15 protein-coding genes are annotated in these 19,195 nt (G+C 73.8%); 7 read left to right on the forward strand and 8 right to left on the reverse strand.

What is annotated here, in order from left to right; translation table 11 throughout:
• Window positions 1-25: 25 nt before the first annotated feature.
• Complete coding sequence (locus MMF93_RS06670; RefSeq protein ID WP_242750150.1) at window positions 26-418, reverse strand: GntR family transcriptional regulator; 393 nt, start codon at window positions 416-418, stop codon at window positions 26-28.
• A 118-nt stretch (window positions 419-536) separates the two neighbouring features.
• Here MMF93_RS06670 and MMF93_RS06675 point away from each other — a divergent pair, with 118 nt between their 5' ends.
• The gene (locus MMF93_RS06675) at window positions 537-1,469 is read left to right on the forward strand and encodes a GNAT family N-acetyltransferase (RefSeq protein WP_242750151.1); all 933 of its coding nucleotides are present in this window, start codon (window positions 537-539) and stop codon (window positions 1,467-1,469) included.
• A gap of 67 nt (window positions 1,470-1,536) precedes the next feature.
• On the opposite strand, the gene MMF93_RS06680 is transcribed toward MMF93_RS06675, so the two are convergent.
• On the reverse strand, window positions 1,537-2,733 hold the full coding sequence (locus tag MMF93_RS06680; protein ID WP_242750152.1) for a MarP family serine protease: 1,197 nt from the start codon (window positions 2,731-2,733) through the stop codon (window positions 1,537-1,539).
• Between the two features lie 322 nt (window positions 2,734-3,055).
• Here MMF93_RS06680 and MMF93_RS06685 point away from each other — a divergent pair, with 322 nt between their 5' ends.
• From MMF93_RS06685 to MMF93_RS06695, 3 genes are all read left to right on the forward strand, one after another.
• A complete protein-coding gene (locus MMF93_RS06685) occupies window positions 3,056-3,643 on the forward strand; it encodes a DoxX family protein (protein ID WP_242750153.1) in 588 nt (195 codons plus the stop codon).
• Window positions 3,644-3,941: 298 nt separating this feature from the next.
• The gene (locus MMF93_RS06690) at window positions 3,942-4,937 is read left to right on the forward strand and encodes a lytic polysaccharide monooxygenase auxiliary activity family 9 protein (RefSeq protein ID WP_242750154.1); all 996 of its coding nucleotides are present in this window, start codon (window positions 3,942-3,944) and stop codon (window positions 4,935-4,937) included.
• Between the two features lie 117 nt (window positions 4,938-5,054).
• Window positions 5,055-5,690: a pyridoxamine 5'-phosphate oxidase family protein gene (locus MMF93_RS06695; RefSeq protein ID WP_242750155.1), complete on the forward strand. Its 636-nt coding sequence runs from the start codon at window positions 5,055-5,057 to the stop codon at window positions 5,688-5,690.
• Window positions 5,691-5,726: 36 nt separating this feature from the next.
• Here MMF93_RS06695 and MMF93_RS06700 read toward each other — a convergent pair whose 3' ends face one another.
• Window positions 5,727-6,611 (reverse strand): esterase/lipase family protein, encoded by an 885-nt coding sequence (locus MMF93_RS06700; protein ID WP_242750156.1) that lies wholly within the window; start codon window positions 6,609-6,611, stop codon window positions 5,727-5,729.
• Between the two features lie 340 nt (window positions 6,612-6,951).
• On the opposite strand from MMF93_RS06700, the gene MMF93_RS06705 reads away from it, so the two are divergent.
• Window positions 6,952-9,270: a heavy metal translocating P-type ATPase gene (locus tag MMF93_RS06705; RefSeq protein WP_274709430.1), complete on the forward strand. Its 2,319-nt coding sequence runs from the start codon at window positions 6,952-6,954 to the stop codon at window positions 9,268-9,270.
• Between the two features lie 508 nt (window positions 9,271-9,778).
• Here MMF93_RS06705 and MMF93_RS06710 read toward each other — a convergent pair.
• The 4 genes from MMF93_RS06710 to MMF93_RS06725 all read right to left on the reverse strand — a co-directional run bounded on the left by MMF93_RS06710 (window position 9,779) and on the right by MMF93_RS06725 (window position 15,785).
• Window positions 9,779-10,831 (reverse strand): DNA polymerase Y family protein, encoded by a 1,053-nt coding sequence (locus MMF93_RS06710; protein ID WP_242750157.1) that lies wholly within the window; start codon window positions 10,829-10,831, stop codon window positions 9,779-9,781.
• On the reverse strand, window positions 10,828-14,364 hold the full coding sequence (locus tag MMF93_RS06715; RefSeq protein WP_242750158.1) for a DNA polymerase III subunit alpha: 3,537 nt from the start codon (window positions 14,362-14,364) through the stop codon (window positions 10,828-10,830). Before MMF93_RS06715 ends, MMF93_RS06710 begins: the two co-directional genes overlap by 4 nt.
• Window positions 14,365-14,526: 162 nt before the next feature.
• Entirely contained in the window at window positions 14,527-14,988 is a 462-nt protein-coding gene (locus MMF93_RS06720; protein ID WP_242750159.1) for a GNAT family N-acetyltransferase, read from the reverse strand.
• Window positions 14,989-15,020: 32 nt separating this feature from the next.
• Window positions 15,021-15,785: an SDR family NAD(P)-dependent oxidoreductase gene (locus MMF93_RS06725; RefSeq protein WP_242750160.1), complete on the reverse strand. Its 765-nt coding sequence runs from the start codon at window positions 15,783-15,785 to the stop codon at window positions 15,021-15,023.
• 155 nt (window positions 15,786-15,940) lie between these two features.
• Here MMF93_RS06725 and MMF93_RS06730 point away from each other — a divergent pair, with 155 nt between their 5' ends.
• Complete coding sequence (locus MMF93_RS06730) at window positions 15,941-16,597, forward strand: TetR/AcrR family transcriptional regulator (RefSeq protein ID WP_242750161.1); 657 nt, start codon at window positions 15,941-15,943, stop codon at window positions 16,595-16,597.
• Between the two features lie 182 nt (window positions 16,598-16,779).
• Window positions 16,780-17,808, forward strand: coding sequence for an aspartate-semialdehyde dehydrogenase (locus tag MMF93_RS06735; RefSeq protein ID WP_242750162.1), 1,029 nt, complete (start codon window positions 16,780-16,782; stop codon window positions 17,806-17,808).
• Window positions 17,809-17,882: 74 nt separating this feature from the next.
• On the opposite strand, the gene MMF93_RS06740 is transcribed toward MMF93_RS06735, so the two are convergent.
• A complete protein-coding gene (locus tag MMF93_RS06740) occupies window positions 17,883-18,959 on the reverse strand; it encodes a S1 family peptidase (protein WP_242750163.1) in 1,077 nt (358 codons plus the stop codon).
• Window positions 18,960-19,195 lie beyond the last annotated feature (236 nt).

Genomic DNA, 19,195 nt, shown 5'->3' on the forward strand with positions numbered 1-19,195 from the left:
CGCTGCCTGATGCGCCCCCGGGGTTCTAGGAACCGTATGCGGCCCGCAGAGCCTCGTGGGCGGCGGCCAGCGCCGTCTCCCGCGTGCTGCCGAGGCGGCGGGCGCGGGCCGCGAACGCCTGGGCGGCGTCGGCCAGCTCCTGTGCGGAGGCGCCGCCGGAGGCGGCGACGAAGGTGCCGTTGCGGCCGCGCGTCTCGATGACCCCGTCGGCCTCCAGCGCCCGGTACGCCTTGGCGACCGTGTTCGCCGCCAGGCCCAGCTCCTCGGCGAGCCCCCGCACGGTGGGCAGCTTGTAGCCGGTCGGCAGGTCGCCGCCGCGGACCAGCTCGGCGACGCGTGCGCGCACCTGTTCGTAGGGCGCCTCGGGCGCCTCGGTGTCGACGGCCAGGTTCAGGGCGTTCGACGGTGTGTGCGGCACGAGACCTCCGGAGGCGAGCGGTCGTTCCCCGCGATTCTCCCCCACCGGGAAAATCGGGAGGCCACCACCGGGGAAAACGGGAGGCGCCGCACCCGCCCGCCCCCGTACCCTCCCCGCCATGACGCTGACGATCCGCGCCCTGCGCGCGGAGGTCCCCGCGGACGCCGAGGCCTTCGCCCGCACCCGCAGGGCGACCATCCCCTACCTCGTCTGCACGGCCGAGGCCCTGGCCTGGGAAGCGGCGCACGCACCGGCGAGCCAGCGGCTGCGGCGGCTGCTGGCCACCCGTCCCGACGGCACGGTCGCGGGCTGCGCCGACACCGGACTCCTGGCGGGGAGCACGGCGCCGGGGCACGGGTTCCTGCACACGGCCGTACCGCCCGGGCAGGCGGGGCGCGGCGCGGGGACCGCGCTGGTGGCGGCGGGTGAGGCGTATCTGGCGGGGCTGGGGGTCCGGCGGGTGCACAGCTGGGTGGCCGACGAGGACGGTGCGCGGCGCTTCGCCGAACGGCTGGGCTACCGGCGCTCCCGGCAGGCCCGGTTCCTCGGGCTCGACCTGCGCCGCACGCCGCTGCCCGAACTGCCGGCCCCGCTGCCCGCGGGGGTGGCTCTCGCCTCGGCGGCCGACTTCGCCGACGATCTGCGGCCGCTGTACGAGGCGGACGTGGAGTGCGCGGCGGACGAGCCGGGCGACGTCGACGTCGGTGCGACACCGTACGAGGTGTGGCTCCGCCTCAACTGGGGGCGCCCCGACTGGGACGCGGGGCTGAGCGGCGTGGTGCTGGTGGACGGGCGGGTCGCCGCGTACAGCGTCGCCCAGATTGACGGCGTGGACCGCTACTGGTCGGGCATGACGGGCACCCGCCGCGCCTACCGCGGAAGGGGGCTGGCCGCGCTGGCCAAGCTGGCGGCGCTGCGGAGGGCCCGCGCGGCCGGTTACGCCCACGCCTACACGGGCAACGACGCGACGAACACCCCGATGCTGGCCGTCAACCGGCGCCTCGGCTACCGCGTGGTGGCCTCGGAGTGGCGTCACCTCAAGACGCTGTGAGGCGCGTTCCCGCGCCGCGGGGAGGTCCACGTCGCCGGCGAGGGCCCGTTCCCGCGCCACGGGGAGGTCACAGGGCCGAGCGGTCTCCGGTGTCGACCGGGCGGCTCGCGTGCGCGGCCGCCTGCGCGGCGTCCCGCACCTGGTCGGCGGTCAGGGCGTAGCCGGTGCCCGCGTCGGTGGTGGAGCGGGCGAAGACCACGCCGTAGACCCGCCCGCCGGTCGTCAGCAGGGGGCCGCCGGAGTTCCCCGGCCGCACCTGGGAGCGCAGGGCGTAGATGTCGCGGGTGGTCAGCGACTCCCCGTAGATGTCCTGGCCCCGCGCGGGGGTGCGGGCCGCCACGGCCGCGGCGCGCAGGTCCAGCCCGCCGTTCTCGGGGTAACCGGCGACCACGGCCTGGTCTCCGCGGGTGGCGTCACCGGCGAAGCGGAGAGCCGGCGCGGTGAGGCCCGGCACGTCGAGCACGGCGATGTCCTTGTCCGGATCGAAGAGGACGACCTTCGCCGCGTACGGGCGTGAGGTGCCGCCGACGCGGACGGTCGGCCCGTCGACCCCCGCGACGACGTGGGCGTTGGTCATCACGTGCTCGCGCGCGTAGACGAATCCGCTGCCCTCCTGGCCCTGCCGGCCGCCGCCCACGTCGGCGACGCCCTCGACCTTGACGGTGCTGCGCTGGGCCGCGGCCGTCGCCGCCTTGGTGACCGAGTCGCCGGACGGCTGGGGCACCGAGGCGCCCGGCTCCTGCTCGAAGGGGTTGAACACCGGCGGGAAGCCGGCCGTGGTGAGCGCGCCGGTCGCCCGGTTGAACCAGGTGGCCGCACCGGAAGGCATCCGCTCGTGCACGCCCTCCAGCACGGCGGAGCCGCGTATGGCCTGGTTGAGCGCGGGCGAGGGCGAGGCGGCGAGCGCACTGCCCGCCATCCAGCCGACGACGAGCACGGCGACCACGTTGACGACGGCACCGCCCGCGCCGTCCACCCAGCGCGCCGGGGTGCGGCTGAGCGCCTGGCGCAGCCGCCAGCCGACCGGGGCGGCGAGAGCCTGCCCGCCGAGGGCGGGGGCCAGCACGGTCAGCAAGGCGAGCAGCGTGGCGGTGGTCGTCCCCCGGTCGACGAGGTCGAGCACGTACGGCAGCAGCCAGACGCCGACCACGGCGCCGCCCACGAAGCCGGCCAGGGAGACGACCCCGGCGACCAGCCCCCTGCGAAACCCCGACCCTGCGTAGGCGAGCGCGGCGACGATCAGGAGCAGGTCCAGCAGATTCACGGCCGCGCCCCCTTTCTCCTTCTCGTTCCCCGGCACTCGGGCCGGCTACGGATGTGCCCCGAGCGCGTCGCACTCCGAACGCGCGTCGTTCCTGAAGCTGGCTTCGTTCCTCGAACTCGCGTCGTTCCCTCAAACTCGCGTCGTTCCTCAAGCTCGCTTCGTTCCCTCAAAAAACGCACAACTCCGACGTCCGGTTCCATGTGTGACAGATCGCACGCGGACCGTTGTGCAGGTCCAGACCAATGGCTACGGTCAAGGACAGCTCGAACGTCTGACGCATCTCTCACCACGGGGGTCCGAACCGACGTAGGGAGTCGACCTCATGCCCACCCCCCAGCGCACACTCGATGGGTCCGCGCCCCTCTCCCCCACTTCCTCCGGCGCCCCGGAACCCCCCGGCGCGCGGTACCTCTCCCCTTCGGGGCAGCGCGGGTACGACACCGGGCTGCTGGTCCTGCGCCTCGTTCTCGGCCTCGCGATGGCCGCGCACGGCAGCCAGAAACTCTTCGGCTGGTTCGGCGGCAACGGGCTCGACGGCACGGCGCAGTTCTTCACCTCCGTCGGCTATCCGGCGGGCCGCACGATGGCCCTGGTCGCGGGGGCCACCGAGACGTTCGGTGGTCTCGGCCTCGCCCTCGGCCTGTGCACCCCGCTCGCCGGTGCCGCCGTACTCGGCACGATGATCAACGCCTCGGCCGTGACCTGGGGCGACGGCTTCTTCGCCCCGGGCGGCGTGGAGTACGCGGTGGTGCTGGCGGCGGGCGCGGGAGGGCTCGCCCTGACCGGGCCCGGCCGGTATGCCGCCGACAGCCTGCTGCCCGTCCTGCGGGAGCACCGTCTCGCCCACGGCGTCCTGGCCCTGCTCCTGGGCCTGGTCTCGGCCGCCGCCGTCCTGCTCACCCGCTCCTGACGGCTCGCCCGTACCGCGCCCCGCCGCCCGGAGCACGGTACGGGTGCCGCGGTCTTCGGGCCGCTGTCTGTCGGCGTGCTTAGCGAGCCCTTAAGCGAGTCCTAAAGATCGCCCGTAAGGGCTTCGAGCAGGCGGTTCGGGCTTCCCGAGTGGCTAACGTGCTGGTCGCCGGGGCGGGTTCGCGTCCGTCGCTGGGGAGGCGGCGGGCGAGTGGCCCGTCCCGGCAGCCACGTCCCCCGCACGTCCGCGCACGTTCCGCGTGCGTCCTTCGTGCGTCCCCCACAAGGAGCCACTCACCATGACCGTTCGCCACAGGACCGCAGGAATCGTCGCGCTGGGTTTCGCCCCGCTGGTGCTCACCGTGGTGGCGGCGGGCCCCGCCGCCGCGCACGGCTCCATGGCCGACCCCGTCAGCCGGGTGGCGGCCTGCTTCGCCGAGGGGCCCGAGAGCCCGACGTCGGCGGCGTGCAAGGCCGCCGTCGAGGCCGGCGGACCGCAGGCGTTCTACGACTGGAACGAGGTGAACATCCCCGACGCGGCGGGCGAGCACCGCCGCATCATCCCCGACGGCGAGCTGTGCAGCGCCGGCCGGGACAAGTACAGGGGCCTGGACCTGGCCCGCGCCGACTGGCCGGCCGGCGCGATGACGTCCGGCGAACACACCTTCCGGTACAAGGCGACGGCCCCGCACAAGGGCACCTTCGAGCTCTACCTCACCAAGGAGGGCTACGACCCGGCCAAGCCGCTGAAGTGGTCCGACCTGGAGTCCGAGCCGTTCGCCAAGGCGACGGATCCGACGCTCGAGGACGGCGATTACGTGATCGACGGCACCGTGCCCGAGCGTTCGGGACGGCACCTGATCTACGCCATCTGGCAGCGGTCCGACAGCCCCGAGGCGTTCTACTCCTGCTCCGACGTGACCTTCGGCGGCGGGTCGGCCACCGCGTCGAAGGACGCCCCCGCGGCGCCCGACGAACAGCAGATCGAGGCGGGCAGCGAGAAGTCGACCGTGGACCACGGCGGACACGGCGGCGACGGGCACGCCCAGGGCACAAGCCCCCAGGGCCACGCGTCCCACGGCGCCGCGGGCCACGGCAAGGCCGGTCAGGGGCAGGGCACCGCCGACGCGAACGCGCCCGCGCCCGCCGGAGGGACCGAGAAGGCGGACCTCGCGCAGACCGGCGGCGACGAGAGCGCCGTCCCGCTCGCCCTCGGCGGTGCCGCCGTGGTGGCGGCCGGCGCGGGGGTGCTCCTGGCAACCGCCCGCCGTCGCGCCGCGAGGCCGCGCGGCTGAGCGACGTCCCCTTCCGTACCGGCGCCGCCTTCCCCTCCCGGCGGGGGAGGCGGCGCCGTACGCTCTTAGTCCTTCACGGCCTCGACGGCCCCCTGACGGCGACGAAGCGGAGCGCTCATGGAGCAGGAAACCATGGTGGAGGTCACCAGCGAGGAGGAGTTGCGCGCCCTCGTCGGTGAGCCGGCACAGCACACCCGGGACAAGGTCCGCACCACGCTGCACGCGCTCGACCGCGAGTGGCTGGCGCACTCACCGTTCTGCCTCGTCGCCACCTCGGCGGCGGACGGCAGTTGCGACGTCTCTCCCAAGGGCGATCCGCCCGGCTTCGTCACGGTGCTCGACGACCGCACGCTCGCGATCCCCGACCGGCCGGGCAACAAGCGCGTCGACGGACTGCTCAACGTGTTGTCCAATCCGCACGTCGGCCTCGTCTTCTTCCTGCCGGGCCGCGGCGACACCCTCCGGGTCAACGGCCGGGCGCGGATCGTGCGCGAGGCGCCGTTCCTCGAGGAGATGGTGGCCAGGCGCAACCGCCCGCGGCTGGCGCTCGTGGTGGAGGTGCGGGAGGTCTTCCACCACTGCGCCAAGGCGTTTTTGCGCTCCGGCCTCTGGGAGCCGGAGACCTGGCGGCCGGACGCGGTGCCGCACCGCGCCCGGCTCGCCAAGGCCCTCGACCGTTCCGGGGACTCCCTGGAGTTCCTGGAGGCGTACTACGGGCCGCGGTACGCGGAGAAGATCCACACCGAGGGCTGATCTCCCACCGGGGAGCGGCAAGCGCCCCCTACCGGGTCACGACAGGCACGTGGTGGGGGTGGCGTGCGCGGGGTCGAGGGCGTTCGCCGTCTCGTGCCAGGCCACCCGGTCGGTCAGCCCGATGGCCAGGTGCTCGGAGAGGTCGAGGGGGCACAGGTCCTGGACCGTCACGTTGTGCACGTCAGGGCCGTCGAGGAACTGCGTCTCGTAGGGCGTGACGACCTCGTCGTACCTGCTGGCGATCACGGTGTAGTCGACGCCCGGCACCGTGTCGCCGCCCTCGTTGAGCTTCTTCAGGAACGCGGACCCCTTCTTCTGCTGGAGCAGGGCGGGGCCGATCTCCTCGACCACGTCGCCGACCGGCGGGAACTGGTCGGCGAGCTGCGCGAGCCCGCTCAGGGTGGTGCCGTGGTTGCTGGGGGCGATGCCGACGAGGGCGTTGACCTTCTCGGCGCCGCCGCCGAACTTGAGGTACTGGCGGGGCATCATGCCGCCCTGCGAGTGGCCGACGAGGTCGACCTCGTTGGTGCCGGTGGCGGCGAGGACCTTGTCGACGTAGGCGGACAGCTGTTTGGCGGAGTCCTCGATGGGGCCCAGCCCGTGGAAGAACGGCTTGCCCGGCAGCTGTCCGTAGTCCAGGGAGAAGACGCAGTAGCCGCGTTTGACCAGGTAGGGGGCGAGCCCCAGCCAGTTGTCCACGGAGTTGCCGAAGGTGCCGTGGACCAGGACGACGGGGCGGGGGTGCCGTTCGGACGGCTTGCAGGAGTAGTCGTTCCAGCCGCTGCTGTGCGCCGCGCCGTCGGCCGGTGCGGCGGCGCTCGCGGTGGCGGGGAGGGCCACCACCGCGCACGCGGTGGCCACGGCGGTGACGGTGAATCTGCGGGTGCGCCGCGCGGTGGGGGCGGTCGGCTTGCGCTTCATGTCCTGCTCCTCGTGCTGTGAGGGATGAGGGTGGGAGCGGAGCTGTTGAGCGGCCGATAACTTACGCGCGAGTAAGGAAACTGACCAGTACCCGCACCGGACGAATTCCGGTGCGCGTGCCCGCAGACCTGCTCACTCCGCGCCCCGCCGGAGAAACCCGCAGCCCGCAATACCCCCCGGAGGTAGTTATTCGTTCCAGAGGAGCACTTGCGATACATACGGGCGGGGGGTATACATGACCTCAGCGCTACCGATACCCCAGCCGGGTATGACACAGTAGGGGCGGCGCTCGACGCCGCCGGACACGCACTGACACAGGCCGGGTCGCCGAGGAGACACGATGACCACCACCCGTGAGACCACCGCAGGAGACACCGATTCGGCGCCGAGAGAGGCCACCGGTGTCGAACTCGCGATCGGCGGCATGACCTGCGCCTCCTGCGCCGCCCGGGTCGAGAAGAAGCTCAACCGCATGGAGGGCGTCACCGCCAGCGTCAACTACGCCACGGAGAAGGCCAGGGTCAGCATGGACGGCGGCGTGCAGGTCGCCGACCTGATCGCCACCGTCGAGGCCACCGGCTACACGGCCGCACCGCCCCAGCCGGAGCGCCCCGAACCGGGCAGCGCATCCGAGGGCGAGGGGGCGAGGGGCGGTCCCGACGCCGCTGCCGACGACGAGCTGCGGACCCTGCGCCAGCGGCTGACCGGCTCGGTGGTGCTGGCCGTGCCGGTGATCGCCATGGCGATGGTGCCCGCCCTGCAGTTCGAGTACTGGCAGTGGCTCTCCCTCACCCTCGCCGCGCCGGTCGTCGTGTGGGGGGCCTGGCCCTTCCACCGGGCCGCCTGGGTCAACCTGCGGCACGGCGCGGCCACCATGGACACGCTGATCTCGGTCGGCACCTCGGCCGCGATGCTCTGGTCGCTGTGGGCGCTGTTCTTCGGCACCGCGGGCGAACCGGGGATGACGCACCCGTTCGAGCTGTCGATCGGCAGGAGCGACGGCGCGGGAAACATCTACCTGGAGGCCGCAGCCGGGGTCACCGCCTTCATCCTCGCCGGGCGCTGGTTCGAGGCCCGCTCCAAGCGGAAGGCGGGCGCGGCCCTGCGCACGCTGCTGGAGCTGGGCGCCAAGGAGGTCACCGTCCTGCGGAACGGGCGCGAGGTCCGCGTCCGCACCGAGGAGCTGGCCGTCGGCGACCGGTTCGTCGTCCGGCCCGGCGAGAAGATCGCCACCGACGGCACCGTGACCGAGGGCAGCTCCGCCGTGGACGCCTCCATGCTCACGGGTGAGTCCGTACCCGTGGAGGTCGGCGCCGGCGACACCGTCACAGGAGCGACCCTCAACGCCGGCGGGCGACTGGTGGTCGAGGCCACCCGCGTCGGCGGGGACACCCAGCTGGCCCGGATGGCGAAGCTGGTGGAGGACGCCCAGAACGGAAAGGCCGCGGCCCAGCGGCTCGCCGACCGCATCTCCGCCGTCTTCGTGCCCGTCGTCATCCTCCTCGCGCTGGCCACCCTCGCCTTCTGGCTGGCCATCGGCGCCGGACTGACCGCGGCGTTCACCGCGGCCGTCGCCGTCCTGATCATCGCCTGCCCCTGCGCGCTGGGGCTCGCCACCCCGACAGCGCTGATGGTCGGGACGGGGCGCGGCGCACAGCTCGGCATCCTGATCAAGGGCCCGGAGGTGCTGGAGACCACCCGCCGCGCCGACACCGTCGTCCTGGACAAGACCGGCACGGTCACCACGGGCGAGATGACGCTGCTGGCCGTGCACGTGGCCGAGGGGACGGACAAGCAGGAGACCCTGCGCCTGGCGGGCGCCCTGGAGAACGCCTCAGAACACCCCCTCGCGCGGGCCGTCGCCAGGGGCGCGGAGCGCGAGACGGGTGCGCTGCCGGTGCCCGAGGACTTCGCCAACGTCCCCGGGCTCGGCGTCCAGGGCGTCGTCGAGGGGCACGCGGTGCTCGTCGGCCGGGTGCGGCTGCTCGCCGACTGGGCGATGGAGCTGCCCGCCGAGCTGGCGGCGGCCAGGGAGGAGGCCGAGCGGGCCGGGCGCACCGCCATCGCGGTGGCCTGGGACGGCGAGGCGCGCGCCGTGCTGGAGGTGGCCGACGCGGTCAAGCCCACCAGCGCCGAGGCCATCGGACGGCTGCGCGGCCTGGGGCTGCGCCCCGTACTGCTGACGGGCGACAACCGGGCCGTCGCCGAGTCGGTGGCCGCCGAGGTCGGCATCGCCGCCGAGGACGTGATCGCCGAGGTCATGCCCGAGGACAAGGTGGGCGTCGTCAAGCGGCTACAGGACGAGGGCCGTTCCGTCGCGATGGTCGGCGACGGTGTCAACGACGCGGCGGCGCTCGCCCAGGCGGACCTGGGGCTGGCGATGGGCACCGGCACCGACGCGGCGATCGAGGCGGGCGACCTCACCCTGGTCCGCGGTGACCTGCGGTCGGCGGCCGACGCCATCCGGCTCTCGCGCCGCACGCTGGGCACCATCAGGTCCAACCTCTTCTGGGCCTTCGCCTACAACGTGGCGGCGCTGCCGCTGGCCGCGGCCGGCCTGCTCAACCCGATGATCGCGGGCGCGGCGATGGCCTTCTCCTCGGTCTTCGTGGTCGGCAACAGCCTGCGCCTCCGCCGCTTCCGCCCCACCGACCAGTAAAACCCCCGCGCCCCGGAAGGGGCGCGGGGAACGGCGCGGCAAGCCACACCCCACCCGCGGACCACCCACCACGGACAGGGGCACGCCCTTGCCGGAAGCAGGAGCCGCAGGCGCGGAAAATCTCCGGGCGGCACACGGCGGACGCCCGCCGCCTCCGCCCAACCGACCAGCAAAAACCCCGCGCCCCGGAAGGGGCGCGGGGAACGGCGCGAACAACCACAACGCACCCGCATCCTGCGACGAAACAGCAAGGGGCACCCCCGTACCGGAACAAAGCCGCAGCAAAACCACTAGGCGGCACGCGGCGGAGCCGACCCCGCCGGCCGGGCCGCGGCCACACCGAACCGGCGGCGAGCACGATCACCCACCGCCTCCGCCCAACCGACCAGCAAAAACCCCGCGCCCCGGAAGGGGCGCGGGGAACGGCGCGACAAGCCACACCCCACCCGCGGACCGCCCACCACGGACAGGGGCACCCCCGTACCGGATCAAAGCCGCAGCAAAACCACTAGGCGGCCCGCGGCGGAGCCGACCCCGCCGGCCGGGCCGCAGCCGCGCCGAACCGGCGGCGGGCGCGATCGCCCGCCGCCTCCGCACGGCGGGCCTTCTCGTCGCGTACGTCGAAGGAGAGCTGCCGCGAGGCGAGTTCGGCGGCGGTCAGCTCCTCGGCGCGCAGGGCGACCCCGCGCACGCGGGCGCGTTGCAGGCCGAGCGCGTCGTGCAGGGCGTAGGCGGCCGCGGCCAGTGCCGGGGTGTGGGCGGTGGGTTCGGCCAGGGCGCGGGTGCGGGTGGTGGCGGAGCGGTCGGCGTAGCGGACGGTCAGGGACAGCGCGCGTGCCACCTGTCCCTCGGCGCGCATCCTGAAGCCGAGGTCGTCGGCGAGGGTGAGCAGGGCGCTCCGGCGCCGTACCGGATCCAGCTCGTCCCGCTCGAAGCGGTGTTCCGCGCCGGCCGAGCGCGCGGGTGCGGTGGGGGTGACGGGGGTGGGGTCGATGCCACGCGCCCGCTCGTGCAGCCGCCTGCCCTGGGCCGCGCCGAGGATGCGCTGGAGGGTGGCGGGGGGCGCGGCCGCCACCCGCCCGACGCTGTCGAGCCCGTACGCGCACAGCGTGCGGGCCGTCGCGGGGCCCACTCCGTGCAGGGCGGCGACCGGCCTGCGGTCGAGGAAGCCGGCGGCCTCCTCGGGGCGCACCTGGCGGATCCGTCCCGGCTCGCCCGCCTGCGCCGCCATCCGGGCCAGCAGCGGGCTCGCGGCGACGCCGACGGTGCAGTCGGTTCCGTGCCGGGCGAGCGCCCGCAGCCGCACGAGCTGCGCCAGTTCGGCCGCGCTCCGCCCGAAGTAGCGCAGTGCGCCCCGTACGTCGGCGAGCGCGGCGTCGGGCGGGAGTGCCTGGACGAGCGGGGTGATGTCGGTGAGCAGCGCGAGGAGTTCCTCGTAGCGGCCCTCGTGAGGTGCGCGGTGTGCGGCTCGCGGGTGCGGGGCTGCCCCGAAGTGGACGTAGAGGATGTGGGGTTCGCCGGTCGTCTCCGCGGCCCGGACGGCGTCGTCGGCGTCGGTCATCCCGCGCTCCCGGGGCTGGAGTGCCACAGCTTGCGCAGCGCCTTGGGCGAGTTCGCCGTCTCTCCTGCGGGGCGGAGGTCGGCCCAGGGGTGCATCCGGTAGCCGGGGGCGACCTCGACGGTGCGGCCGGGGCCGTGCGCCTGCTCGGCCTCGGGGGGCTCCTCCGTGTCCGGGGAGGTGGCGGGGCGGGGAGGCTCCGCGAGCCGGGCGGTGACGGCCTCCAGGCCGCCCTCGCGGCGCAGCTCGACCAGTTCGGCCAGGTCCCAGGCGGCGGAGCCGACGACGCTGAAGCTGCGCGGGCCGCGCCGCTGGACCGTGCCGCGCACCAGCAGCAGCCAGGAGTGGAAGACGGTGTGCGCGCAGGCGGCGTGCGAGTCCTCGAAGAAGGCGAGGTCGGACAGGCCCGTGCCGTCGTCGAGGGTGGTGAAGATGACGCGTTTGCCGGAGGAGAGCGGCGGGGTCTGGGTCGCGGCCTTGGCGCCCGCGATCAGCACGGTCTCGCCGTGCCGTGCGGTGCGCAGGGTGCGGGCCGAGTGGGCGCCGAGTTCGCGGAGGAAGGCGAGGTGGTCGGCCATCAGGTGGCGGGAGGTGTCCATGCCGAGGACGTCGAGTTCGGCGCCGAGGCGCTCCCCGCTGTCCAGGTCGGGCAGGTGGACGGGCTCGGCCTGGCGCGTCGTGTCGCCGGTGGCGCCGGGTTCGGGGGTCTCGCCCAGGGCGAGCTGGCCCTCGCGCGCTCCGGCCGCGCGCTGGGCGCGGTGCAGTTCGGCGAGGTGCAGCAGCAGGTCGCGGCGGTTGCCGGCGGGCGCGAAGGCGTCCAGCGCGCCGATCTGGGCGAGGCGTTCGGCGACCGGGCGGGAGGGGCGGGCGCGGCGCCAGAAGTCGCTGAGCGAGGCGTAGGGCGCGCCGGCCTCGATGCGGGCGGCGTCGGCCTCGCTGATGCCCTGCACCTCGGCGAGGGCGAGGCGCAGCCCCCACAGCCCGGATTCGGACTCCAGTTCGACTCGATAGGACACGGAGGAGTGGTTCACATCCAGCGGCAGCACCGGCACCCCGCGCCGCCGCGCGTCCGCCAGCAGCAGCCGCTTGGGGTACATGCCCGGGTCGTGCTCCAGGATCCCGGCGTAGAACGCGGCGGGCCGGTGCGCCTTGAGCCACGCCGACTGGTACGTCGGCACGGCGAACGCCACCGCGTGCGCCTTGCAGAAACCGTACGAGCCGAAGGACTCCACCAGCTTCCAGGCGTGTGCGATCACCTCGGGCGCGAACCCCTGCTCCGCGGCCGCGCGCACGAACCAGGCCCGCGCGCCCTGCCGCTGCTCCTCGTCCTTGAGCACCCGCCGCACCTCGTCCGCACGCCCGCGGTCGCAGCCCGTCAGCCGGGCCAGGATGCGGATGACCTGCTCGTGGAAGATCGCCACCCCGTACGTCTCGGCCAGCGGCTCGGCCAGCGCCGGGTCCGGGTGGTCGATGCGGCGCCGCCCGTGCCTGGCCTCGATGAAGGGGTGGACCATGTCGGCGCCGACCGGCCCCGGACGGAAGAGGGAGATGTCCACGACCAGGTCGTGGAAGGTCTCCGGCTGGAGGCGTCCGATCAGGTCGCGCTGGCCCGGCGACTCGATCTGGAAGCAGCCCAGCGTCTCGGAGGCCCGGATCAGCTCGTACGTCGGCTGGTCGCCCTCCCCGAGCGCGTCCAGGTCGATCCGCTCCCCCGCCGCGCGCTCGACCTCGGCGACCGCGTGCGCCATCGCCGACTGGAGGCGCACACCCAGCACGTCCAGCTTGAGCAGCCCCAGGTCCTCCACGTCGTCCTTGTCGAACTGCGCCATCGCGAAGCCCTCCCCGCTGGTGGGCACCACGGGCGTGCGGGAGCGCAGCGAGGAGTCCGAGAGCAGCACCCCGCACGGGTGCATGGCCACCCCGCGCGGCAGCCCGTCCAGCGCCTCCACCAGGTCCCAGAAGTGCTCGCCGTGGTCCTCGCGCGCCACCTGGCCAAGCTCCGGCAGCTCGGCCAGCGCGGAGCGCGCGTCCCGCGCCCTGATGTGCGGGAACGCCTTGGCGAGCCGGTCGACCTCGGCCGGGTCCATGGCCAGGGCCGCGCCCACGTCGCGGATGGCATGCCGCACCCGGTAGGTCTCGGGCATGGCGACGGTGGCCACCCGCTCCTCACCGAAGCGTTCGAAGATGGCGCGGTAGACCTCCAGCCTGCGGGCGGACTCCACGTCGATGTCGATGTCGGGCAGCTCGGCCCGGCGCGGCGAGAGGAACCGCTCCATCAGCAGCCCGTGCGCGACGGGGTCGGCGTGCGCGATCCCCAGCAGGTGGTTGACGAACGACCCCGCACCCGAACCCCGCGCGGCGACCCTCACGCCCAGCTCGCGGACGTCCTCGACGATGCGCGCGACCGTCAGGAAGTACGAGGAGTAGCCGAGGGACTCGATGACGGCCAGCTCCTCGTCCAGCCGCCGCCAGCGTCCCGGCTCCCGGTCGTAGCGGCGGGTGACCATCGCGGCGGCGCAGCGGGAGCGCAGGGCGCGGGCCGCGGTGTGCCCGCCGGTGCCGGCCAGGTGGGGCTCGGGAAAGTGCACCCGGCCGATGCCCAGGTCCTCCTCGGGATCGACCCGGCAGGCCGCCGCGGTGTCGGCGGTGAGGTCGAGGAGGCGGTGCGCGGTGGCGGGCCCGTATCCGGCGGCCTCGGCGATCCGCCCGGCCGCCTCGGCCATCAGGTCGGGCCCCTTCAGCCAGCGCTCGCCGCCGTCGAGTCCGCGGCGCGGGTCGACGGGGACGAGGCGGCGGGCGGCGTCGAGGACGTCGGCGACGTTCACTTCGGCGCCCGAGGCCGGGTCGGCGTAGCGCACGGCGTTGGTCAGCACGGGCTTGACCCCTTCCCGCGCCGCCAGATCCAGCGTCCTGGCGGCCTGGCGGAGGGGGCCCGCGGCGGTGACGGCCAGGCGGAGCGCGTCGCCGTGGACCTCGCGCCAGCGGGCGAGGAGGGCGGCGGCCAGATCGGGACGCCCGGCACCGAGCGCGTGGCCGACGTCCGAGTCGGCGCCCAGCAGCACGGTGACCGCCCCGCCCCCGAGCGCCGCGCGGGGCAGCAGGGGCTGCTCGTGGCCGGCGGCGTGCGCCTCGGTGACCAGCCGGCACAGTTCGGCCCAGCCGTGGGCGCCGTCCCGGGCGAGGAAGACCGCTCGCCGTGCCGACTCGTCGACGAAGCGGCCGCCTCTGACCGGTGTGCGGCGGGCGCCGCGGTCCTCCGGCGTGCCGTCCGCGCGGCCCCTCGCGTGCGCGGCCGCGCCCGCGGTGCCGTCCGCCGCCTCGTCCGCGACCGCCAGGTCGACGCCGTACACGGGCCGTACCCCGGCGCGTGCGCACGCCCGTGCGAAGCGGACGGCGCCCGCGAGGGTGTCGCGGTCGGTCAGGGCGACCGCTTCCATGCCTCGCTCGGCGGCGCGCTCGGCGAGGGTCTCGGGGTGGGAGGCGCCGTAGCGCATGGAGAAGCCGGAGGCGGTGTGGAGATGCGTGAAGGCCGGCATCGCGCGCACCTCCTTGCTTCAGCACCCCCTCGGTTCCGGCTACCACAATAAACCAGCCATCGAACCTTTATTCGAATACCGTCCCGCACCTCTCCCTCTCCTGGAGGAACCGCAGGGGCGGAACCCCCGCGGTTCCTCCAGGAGGGGGGCTCCAGGGACGGCTCACAACCGCTTGCGGAAGGTCACCCGGTCCAGCGACGGCCCGTCGTAGTCGGGCAGGGGCTCCGAGACCTCGAACCCCAGCGCCGCGTGGAAGGCGATCGACCGCTCGTTCACCGGCGAGGTGAGGGCCTTCACCACGGTGCGCCCGTCCTCCCGGGCCCGGGCGAAGAAGCGCTCGTACAGCGCACGGGCGAGCCCGGAGCGCCGCAGGTGCGGCGCGACACCCGCGAAGTGGACGTAGGCCTGGCTGGATTCCGACGGCGAGAGGAAACCGATCAGGAACCCGGCGAGCGCGCCGCCGGGCTCTTCGGCGATCAGGCTCGTCTCGTAGAAGTGGTCCACGAACACCCGGGTGAGGTCGCGCGAGGCGGGACGTCCCCACCAGGCGTCGACGACGGCGATGACGGTGTCGTAGTCCTCGGGGCGCGCGGTGCGGACTGTGTGGGGAAGGCCGGCGTTCATACCGGCCTCCCTACCCGCCCGCCGGCGGCCGGTCACATGTGGGTGCCGCCGTCGATGCGCAGCTCGGTGCCGGTGATGAAGGCGCCGTCGTCGCAGGCCAGCATGGCGATGGCACCGGCGACGGTCTCCGGGCCCGCGAAGCCCTCACCGAGCGCGGGCGACAGCTTGGCCAGCAGGCTGTAGTCGGTGTCCTCGGGCAGCCCGGGGTTGTGGGTCATGCCGGAGGCGATGGATCCCGGCGCGACGCAGACGGCACGCAGCCCCCGCTTGCTGTACTCGGAGGCGATGGCGTGCGTGAAGGACTGGATGCCGCCCTTGGTCGCGGCGTAGGCCGCCATGTAGGGGTGCGCGAAGCTCGCCGAGGTCGAGCTGAAGTTGACGACGACGCCCTTGCCGCCGGCCAGCAGCGCGGGCAGCACCTGCCGGGTCACCAGGAAGGTGCCGGTGAGGTTGACGCCGATGATCCGGTTCCAGAACTCGAGCGTCATCGTCTCGGTGTGCCGGGAGTCCAGGATGCCGGCGGCGTTGACCAGCACGTCCAGCCCGCCCAGGCCCTCGAGGGCGCCGCCGATCCGCTGCCGCACGGACTCCTCGTCGGAGATGTCGACGGCGGCGAGGGCCAGGCGGGCGTCCGTGCCGTCCTCCCCGGCCAGGGCGCGGGTCTTCTCCAGCCCCTTCTCGGAGATGTCGGCGGCGACGACGTCGCCGCCCTCCCGCAGCAGGCGCACCACGGTGGCCTGGCCGATGCCGGAGCCCGCGCCGGTGATGAGGATCTTGCGCCCGTCGAAGCGGTTCATGGCTGCTCCTTCTTCCGCTGTTCTTCTGTTGTGAGTGGCTTCCTGTGGTGAGTGGCCTCTCCGCCCACCGTCTGCCACGGTACGCCTGGATGGCACAACGTGCCATCCAGGCGCATCGTGTATCCCGTCTCGCACGCTGCCGTACGCTGCGCGCCATGACCACCCGCCCCGAGGGCGCCGCCCGCCCTTCCCTCACCGAGCGCCGCAAAGCCGAGACGGAGCGGGAGATCGCCCGGCACGCCGCCGAGCTGTTCTCCGCGCACGGCGCGGCGGGGGTCACGGCGGAGGGCATCGCCCAGGCGGCGGGGGTTTCGCTGCGCACCTTCTACCGCTACTTCCGCACCAAGGAGGAGGCGGTCACTCCCCTGCTGACCGGCGGGGTGCGCCAGTGGCTGGCGGAGCTGGCGGCCGCCCCCGCCGAGCTGTCCGTGGCTAAGGCGCTGGAGCGGGCCGTACGCGGCGCCCTCACCCCGCAGGGACCGCACGCCGGCCTCCAGGCCGAGGCGCTGGAGAGCACCCGCGGCCTGCTGCGCGCCGCCGGAGGCGACCCCGCGCTGCACTCGGTGTGGCTGCGGGTGCACGCGGAGACGGAGGAGGCGCTGGTGCCCGTGCTCGGACAGCTCTCCCGCGAGGACACCGACCCGCTGGAGCTGCGGCTGGCGGCGGCCGCCGCCAACGCCGCCATGCGGATCGCCATGGAGACGTGGGCGGCAGGCGAGGCCGGGCCCGACGACCCCGAGCGGGGCCCGGCCGCGCTCGCCGTACGCTGTCTGCGGGGGCTGACCGCAGGAGTGCGGACACCCCGCGCGTAGCCGTACTCACGCGCGCTCCCGGGACGGCACGCCGTGCTGTGACCGAAATCAAAGCACTGGCACCCCTACCCGGCGCCGTGCAGGGTAGGGGCACGCGGGATACGGACGAAAGCCAGCGCGGCCGGGATACGCAGGGCCCCACCCGGGCGCCCACAGGCCGCGCGATCAGCCGAAGGAGCCCCATGAAGGTCGGGATTGTCGGAGCCACCGGTCAGGTCGGCACAGTGATGCGCGAGATTCTGGCCGAGCGCAAGGTCCCGGTCGACGAACTGCGCCTGTTCGCCTCCGCCCGCTCCGCGGGCCGGACGCTGCCCTGGAAGGACGGCGAGGTGACCGTCGAGGACGCGTCGACGGCCGACTACACGGGGCTGGACATCGTCTTGTTCTCGGCCGGCGGCGCCACCTCCAGGGCGATCGCCGAGAAGGTCGCCTCCCAGGGCCCGGTCGTCATCGACAACTCCTCGGCCTGGCGGCTGGACCCCGAGGTGCCGCTGGTCGTCTCGGAGGTGAACCCGGACGCGGCCAAGCAGCGCCCCAAGGGCATCATCGCCAACCCGAACTGCACGACGATGGCCGCGATGCCGGTGCTGCGTCCGCTGCACGACGAGGCGGAGCTGACCGCGCTGGTCGTCTCGACCTACCAGGCGGTCTCCGGCAGCGGGCTGGCGGGCGTCGCCGAGCTGGAGGGGCAGGCCCGCAAGGCGGTGGAGAACGACGCCGCGAAGCTGACCTTCGACGGCGAGGCGGTGGACTTCCCCGAGCCGGACAAGTTCAAGCGGCCGATCGCCTTCAACGTGCTGCCGCTGGCGGGCTCGCTCGTCGACGACGGCCTGGCCGAGACGGACGAGGAGCAGAAGCTCCGCAACGAGAGCCGCAAGATCCTCGACGTCCCCGGCCTGAAGGTCTCGGGCACCTGCGTGCGCGTCCCGGTCTTCACCGGCCACTCGCTCCAGGTCAACGCCCGCTTCGCGCGCCCGCTCAGCCCCGAGCGCGCCGCCGAGCTGCTGGCCGGGGCGCCGGGCGTGGAGCTGTCTGACATCCCCACCCCGCTCCAGGCGGCCGGCAAGGACGCCAGCTACGTGGGCCGCATCCGCGCGGACGAGACGGCCGAGAACGGCCTGTCGCTGTTCCTCTCGAACGACAACCTGCGCAAGGGTGCCGCGCTCAACGCGGTGCAGATCGCGGAGCTGGTCGCGGCCGAGCTGAGCTGACGCCACCGCCCGCGTGCACGTACGGAACCCCCCGGACCGTGTCCGGGGGGTTCCGCCGTGGGGGGATGACCGAATCAGCCGATCTTGGCACCCAGCGCGTCGAGCGCGGCGGGCACCGGCTGGAAGTAGGTCTCGCCGCCGGCGGAGCAGTCACCGCTGCCGCCGGAGGTCAGACCCAGCGCCTTGTCGCCGGCGAAGAGCGAACCGCCGCTGTCGCCGGGCTCGGCGCAGACGTCGGTCTGGATCAGACCGTCGACGGTGCCCTCCGGGTAGGTGACGGAGGCGTCCACGGCCTTGACGGTGCCGTCGTGGACCTGGGTGGTGCTGCCGCTGCGGGTGACCGTCTGGCCGACCTGCGCCTCGCCGGCGCCGGAGATGGCCTGCGTACCACCGTCGTAGAGGTTGACCTCGCTCGGGTGGTCGGTGTCGCCGGTGTAGGTGGCGATGCCGTAGTCGTTGCCCGGGAACTTGCCGTCGCCGCTCTCGGCGATGGGCTGACCGCCCTGGCTGTCGGACCAGGAGGAGATCGCGGTGGTGCAGTGGCCCGCGGTCAGGAAGCCGGGCTTGCCGTCGGCCGTGGTGACGTTGAAGCCGAGCGAGCAGCGGCCGCCGTCGCCCCAGATGGCGTCGCCACCGGCGATCTTGGTGGTGAACTTGCCCTCCGCGCGCTTGAGCTCGGCCTTGCCGTCCTGGGCCTTGACGGCCTTCTTGAGCTTAGCGAGGTCGGCGCCCTTGACCGTCTTGTCCGCGGTGACGACGACCTTGTTGGTCTTCACGTCGACCGAACGAGCCGTGCCGGGGATGTTCTTCCCGGTCAGGGCGTCCTTGGCGGAGTCGAGCTGGGCCAGGGTGTGCGTGACGACCTTGGCCTGCGCCCCGGCCGCCTCGACCTTCTCCTTGGCCGCCTTGTCGGTGACGTTGACGACGAGCTTGTTCGCCTTGGCGTCGTAGTAGGAGCCGGCGTCACCCTTGATGTCCGAGGTCAGCTGGTCGGCCAGCTGGGCCGCCGACGTCGAGGAGAGGGACTTGAGCGTGGGGGCGTCCTGGGAGGCGTTGGCCGTGGTGGCCGTGAGCGTCCCGACGGCGAGGGCGGCGACCGCCGACCCGGCGAGGACTATGCGGCGCTTGGGTACGCGTCGGTGCTGTGACAACGTGGAACCTCCAGTGGGGGGTTGGACCGCCCGGGGTGTGGGGCGGGCCAGGAGGATGTATGGAGCGCGGACTTCCGACTCACAAGAAGTCGCGTCCATGCCAACTTGTGGGCCGAGTATTGCGAGCCCCGTCTCCCCGCACAAGGTTCAGATCACGTCAGCCGACCGGAAGTTCGGTTCCCCTGTCAAGGTGCCGAACGTCCCTTCGTGTCCGCGACGTCCCACCCGACGACGAC

Origin of the sequence: Streptomyces tubbatahanensis (assembly GCF_022699385.1) — a bacterium.
Taxonomy (GTDB): domain Bacteria; phylum Actinomycetota; class Actinomycetes; order Streptomycetales; family Streptomycetaceae; genus Streptomyces; species Streptomyces diacarni.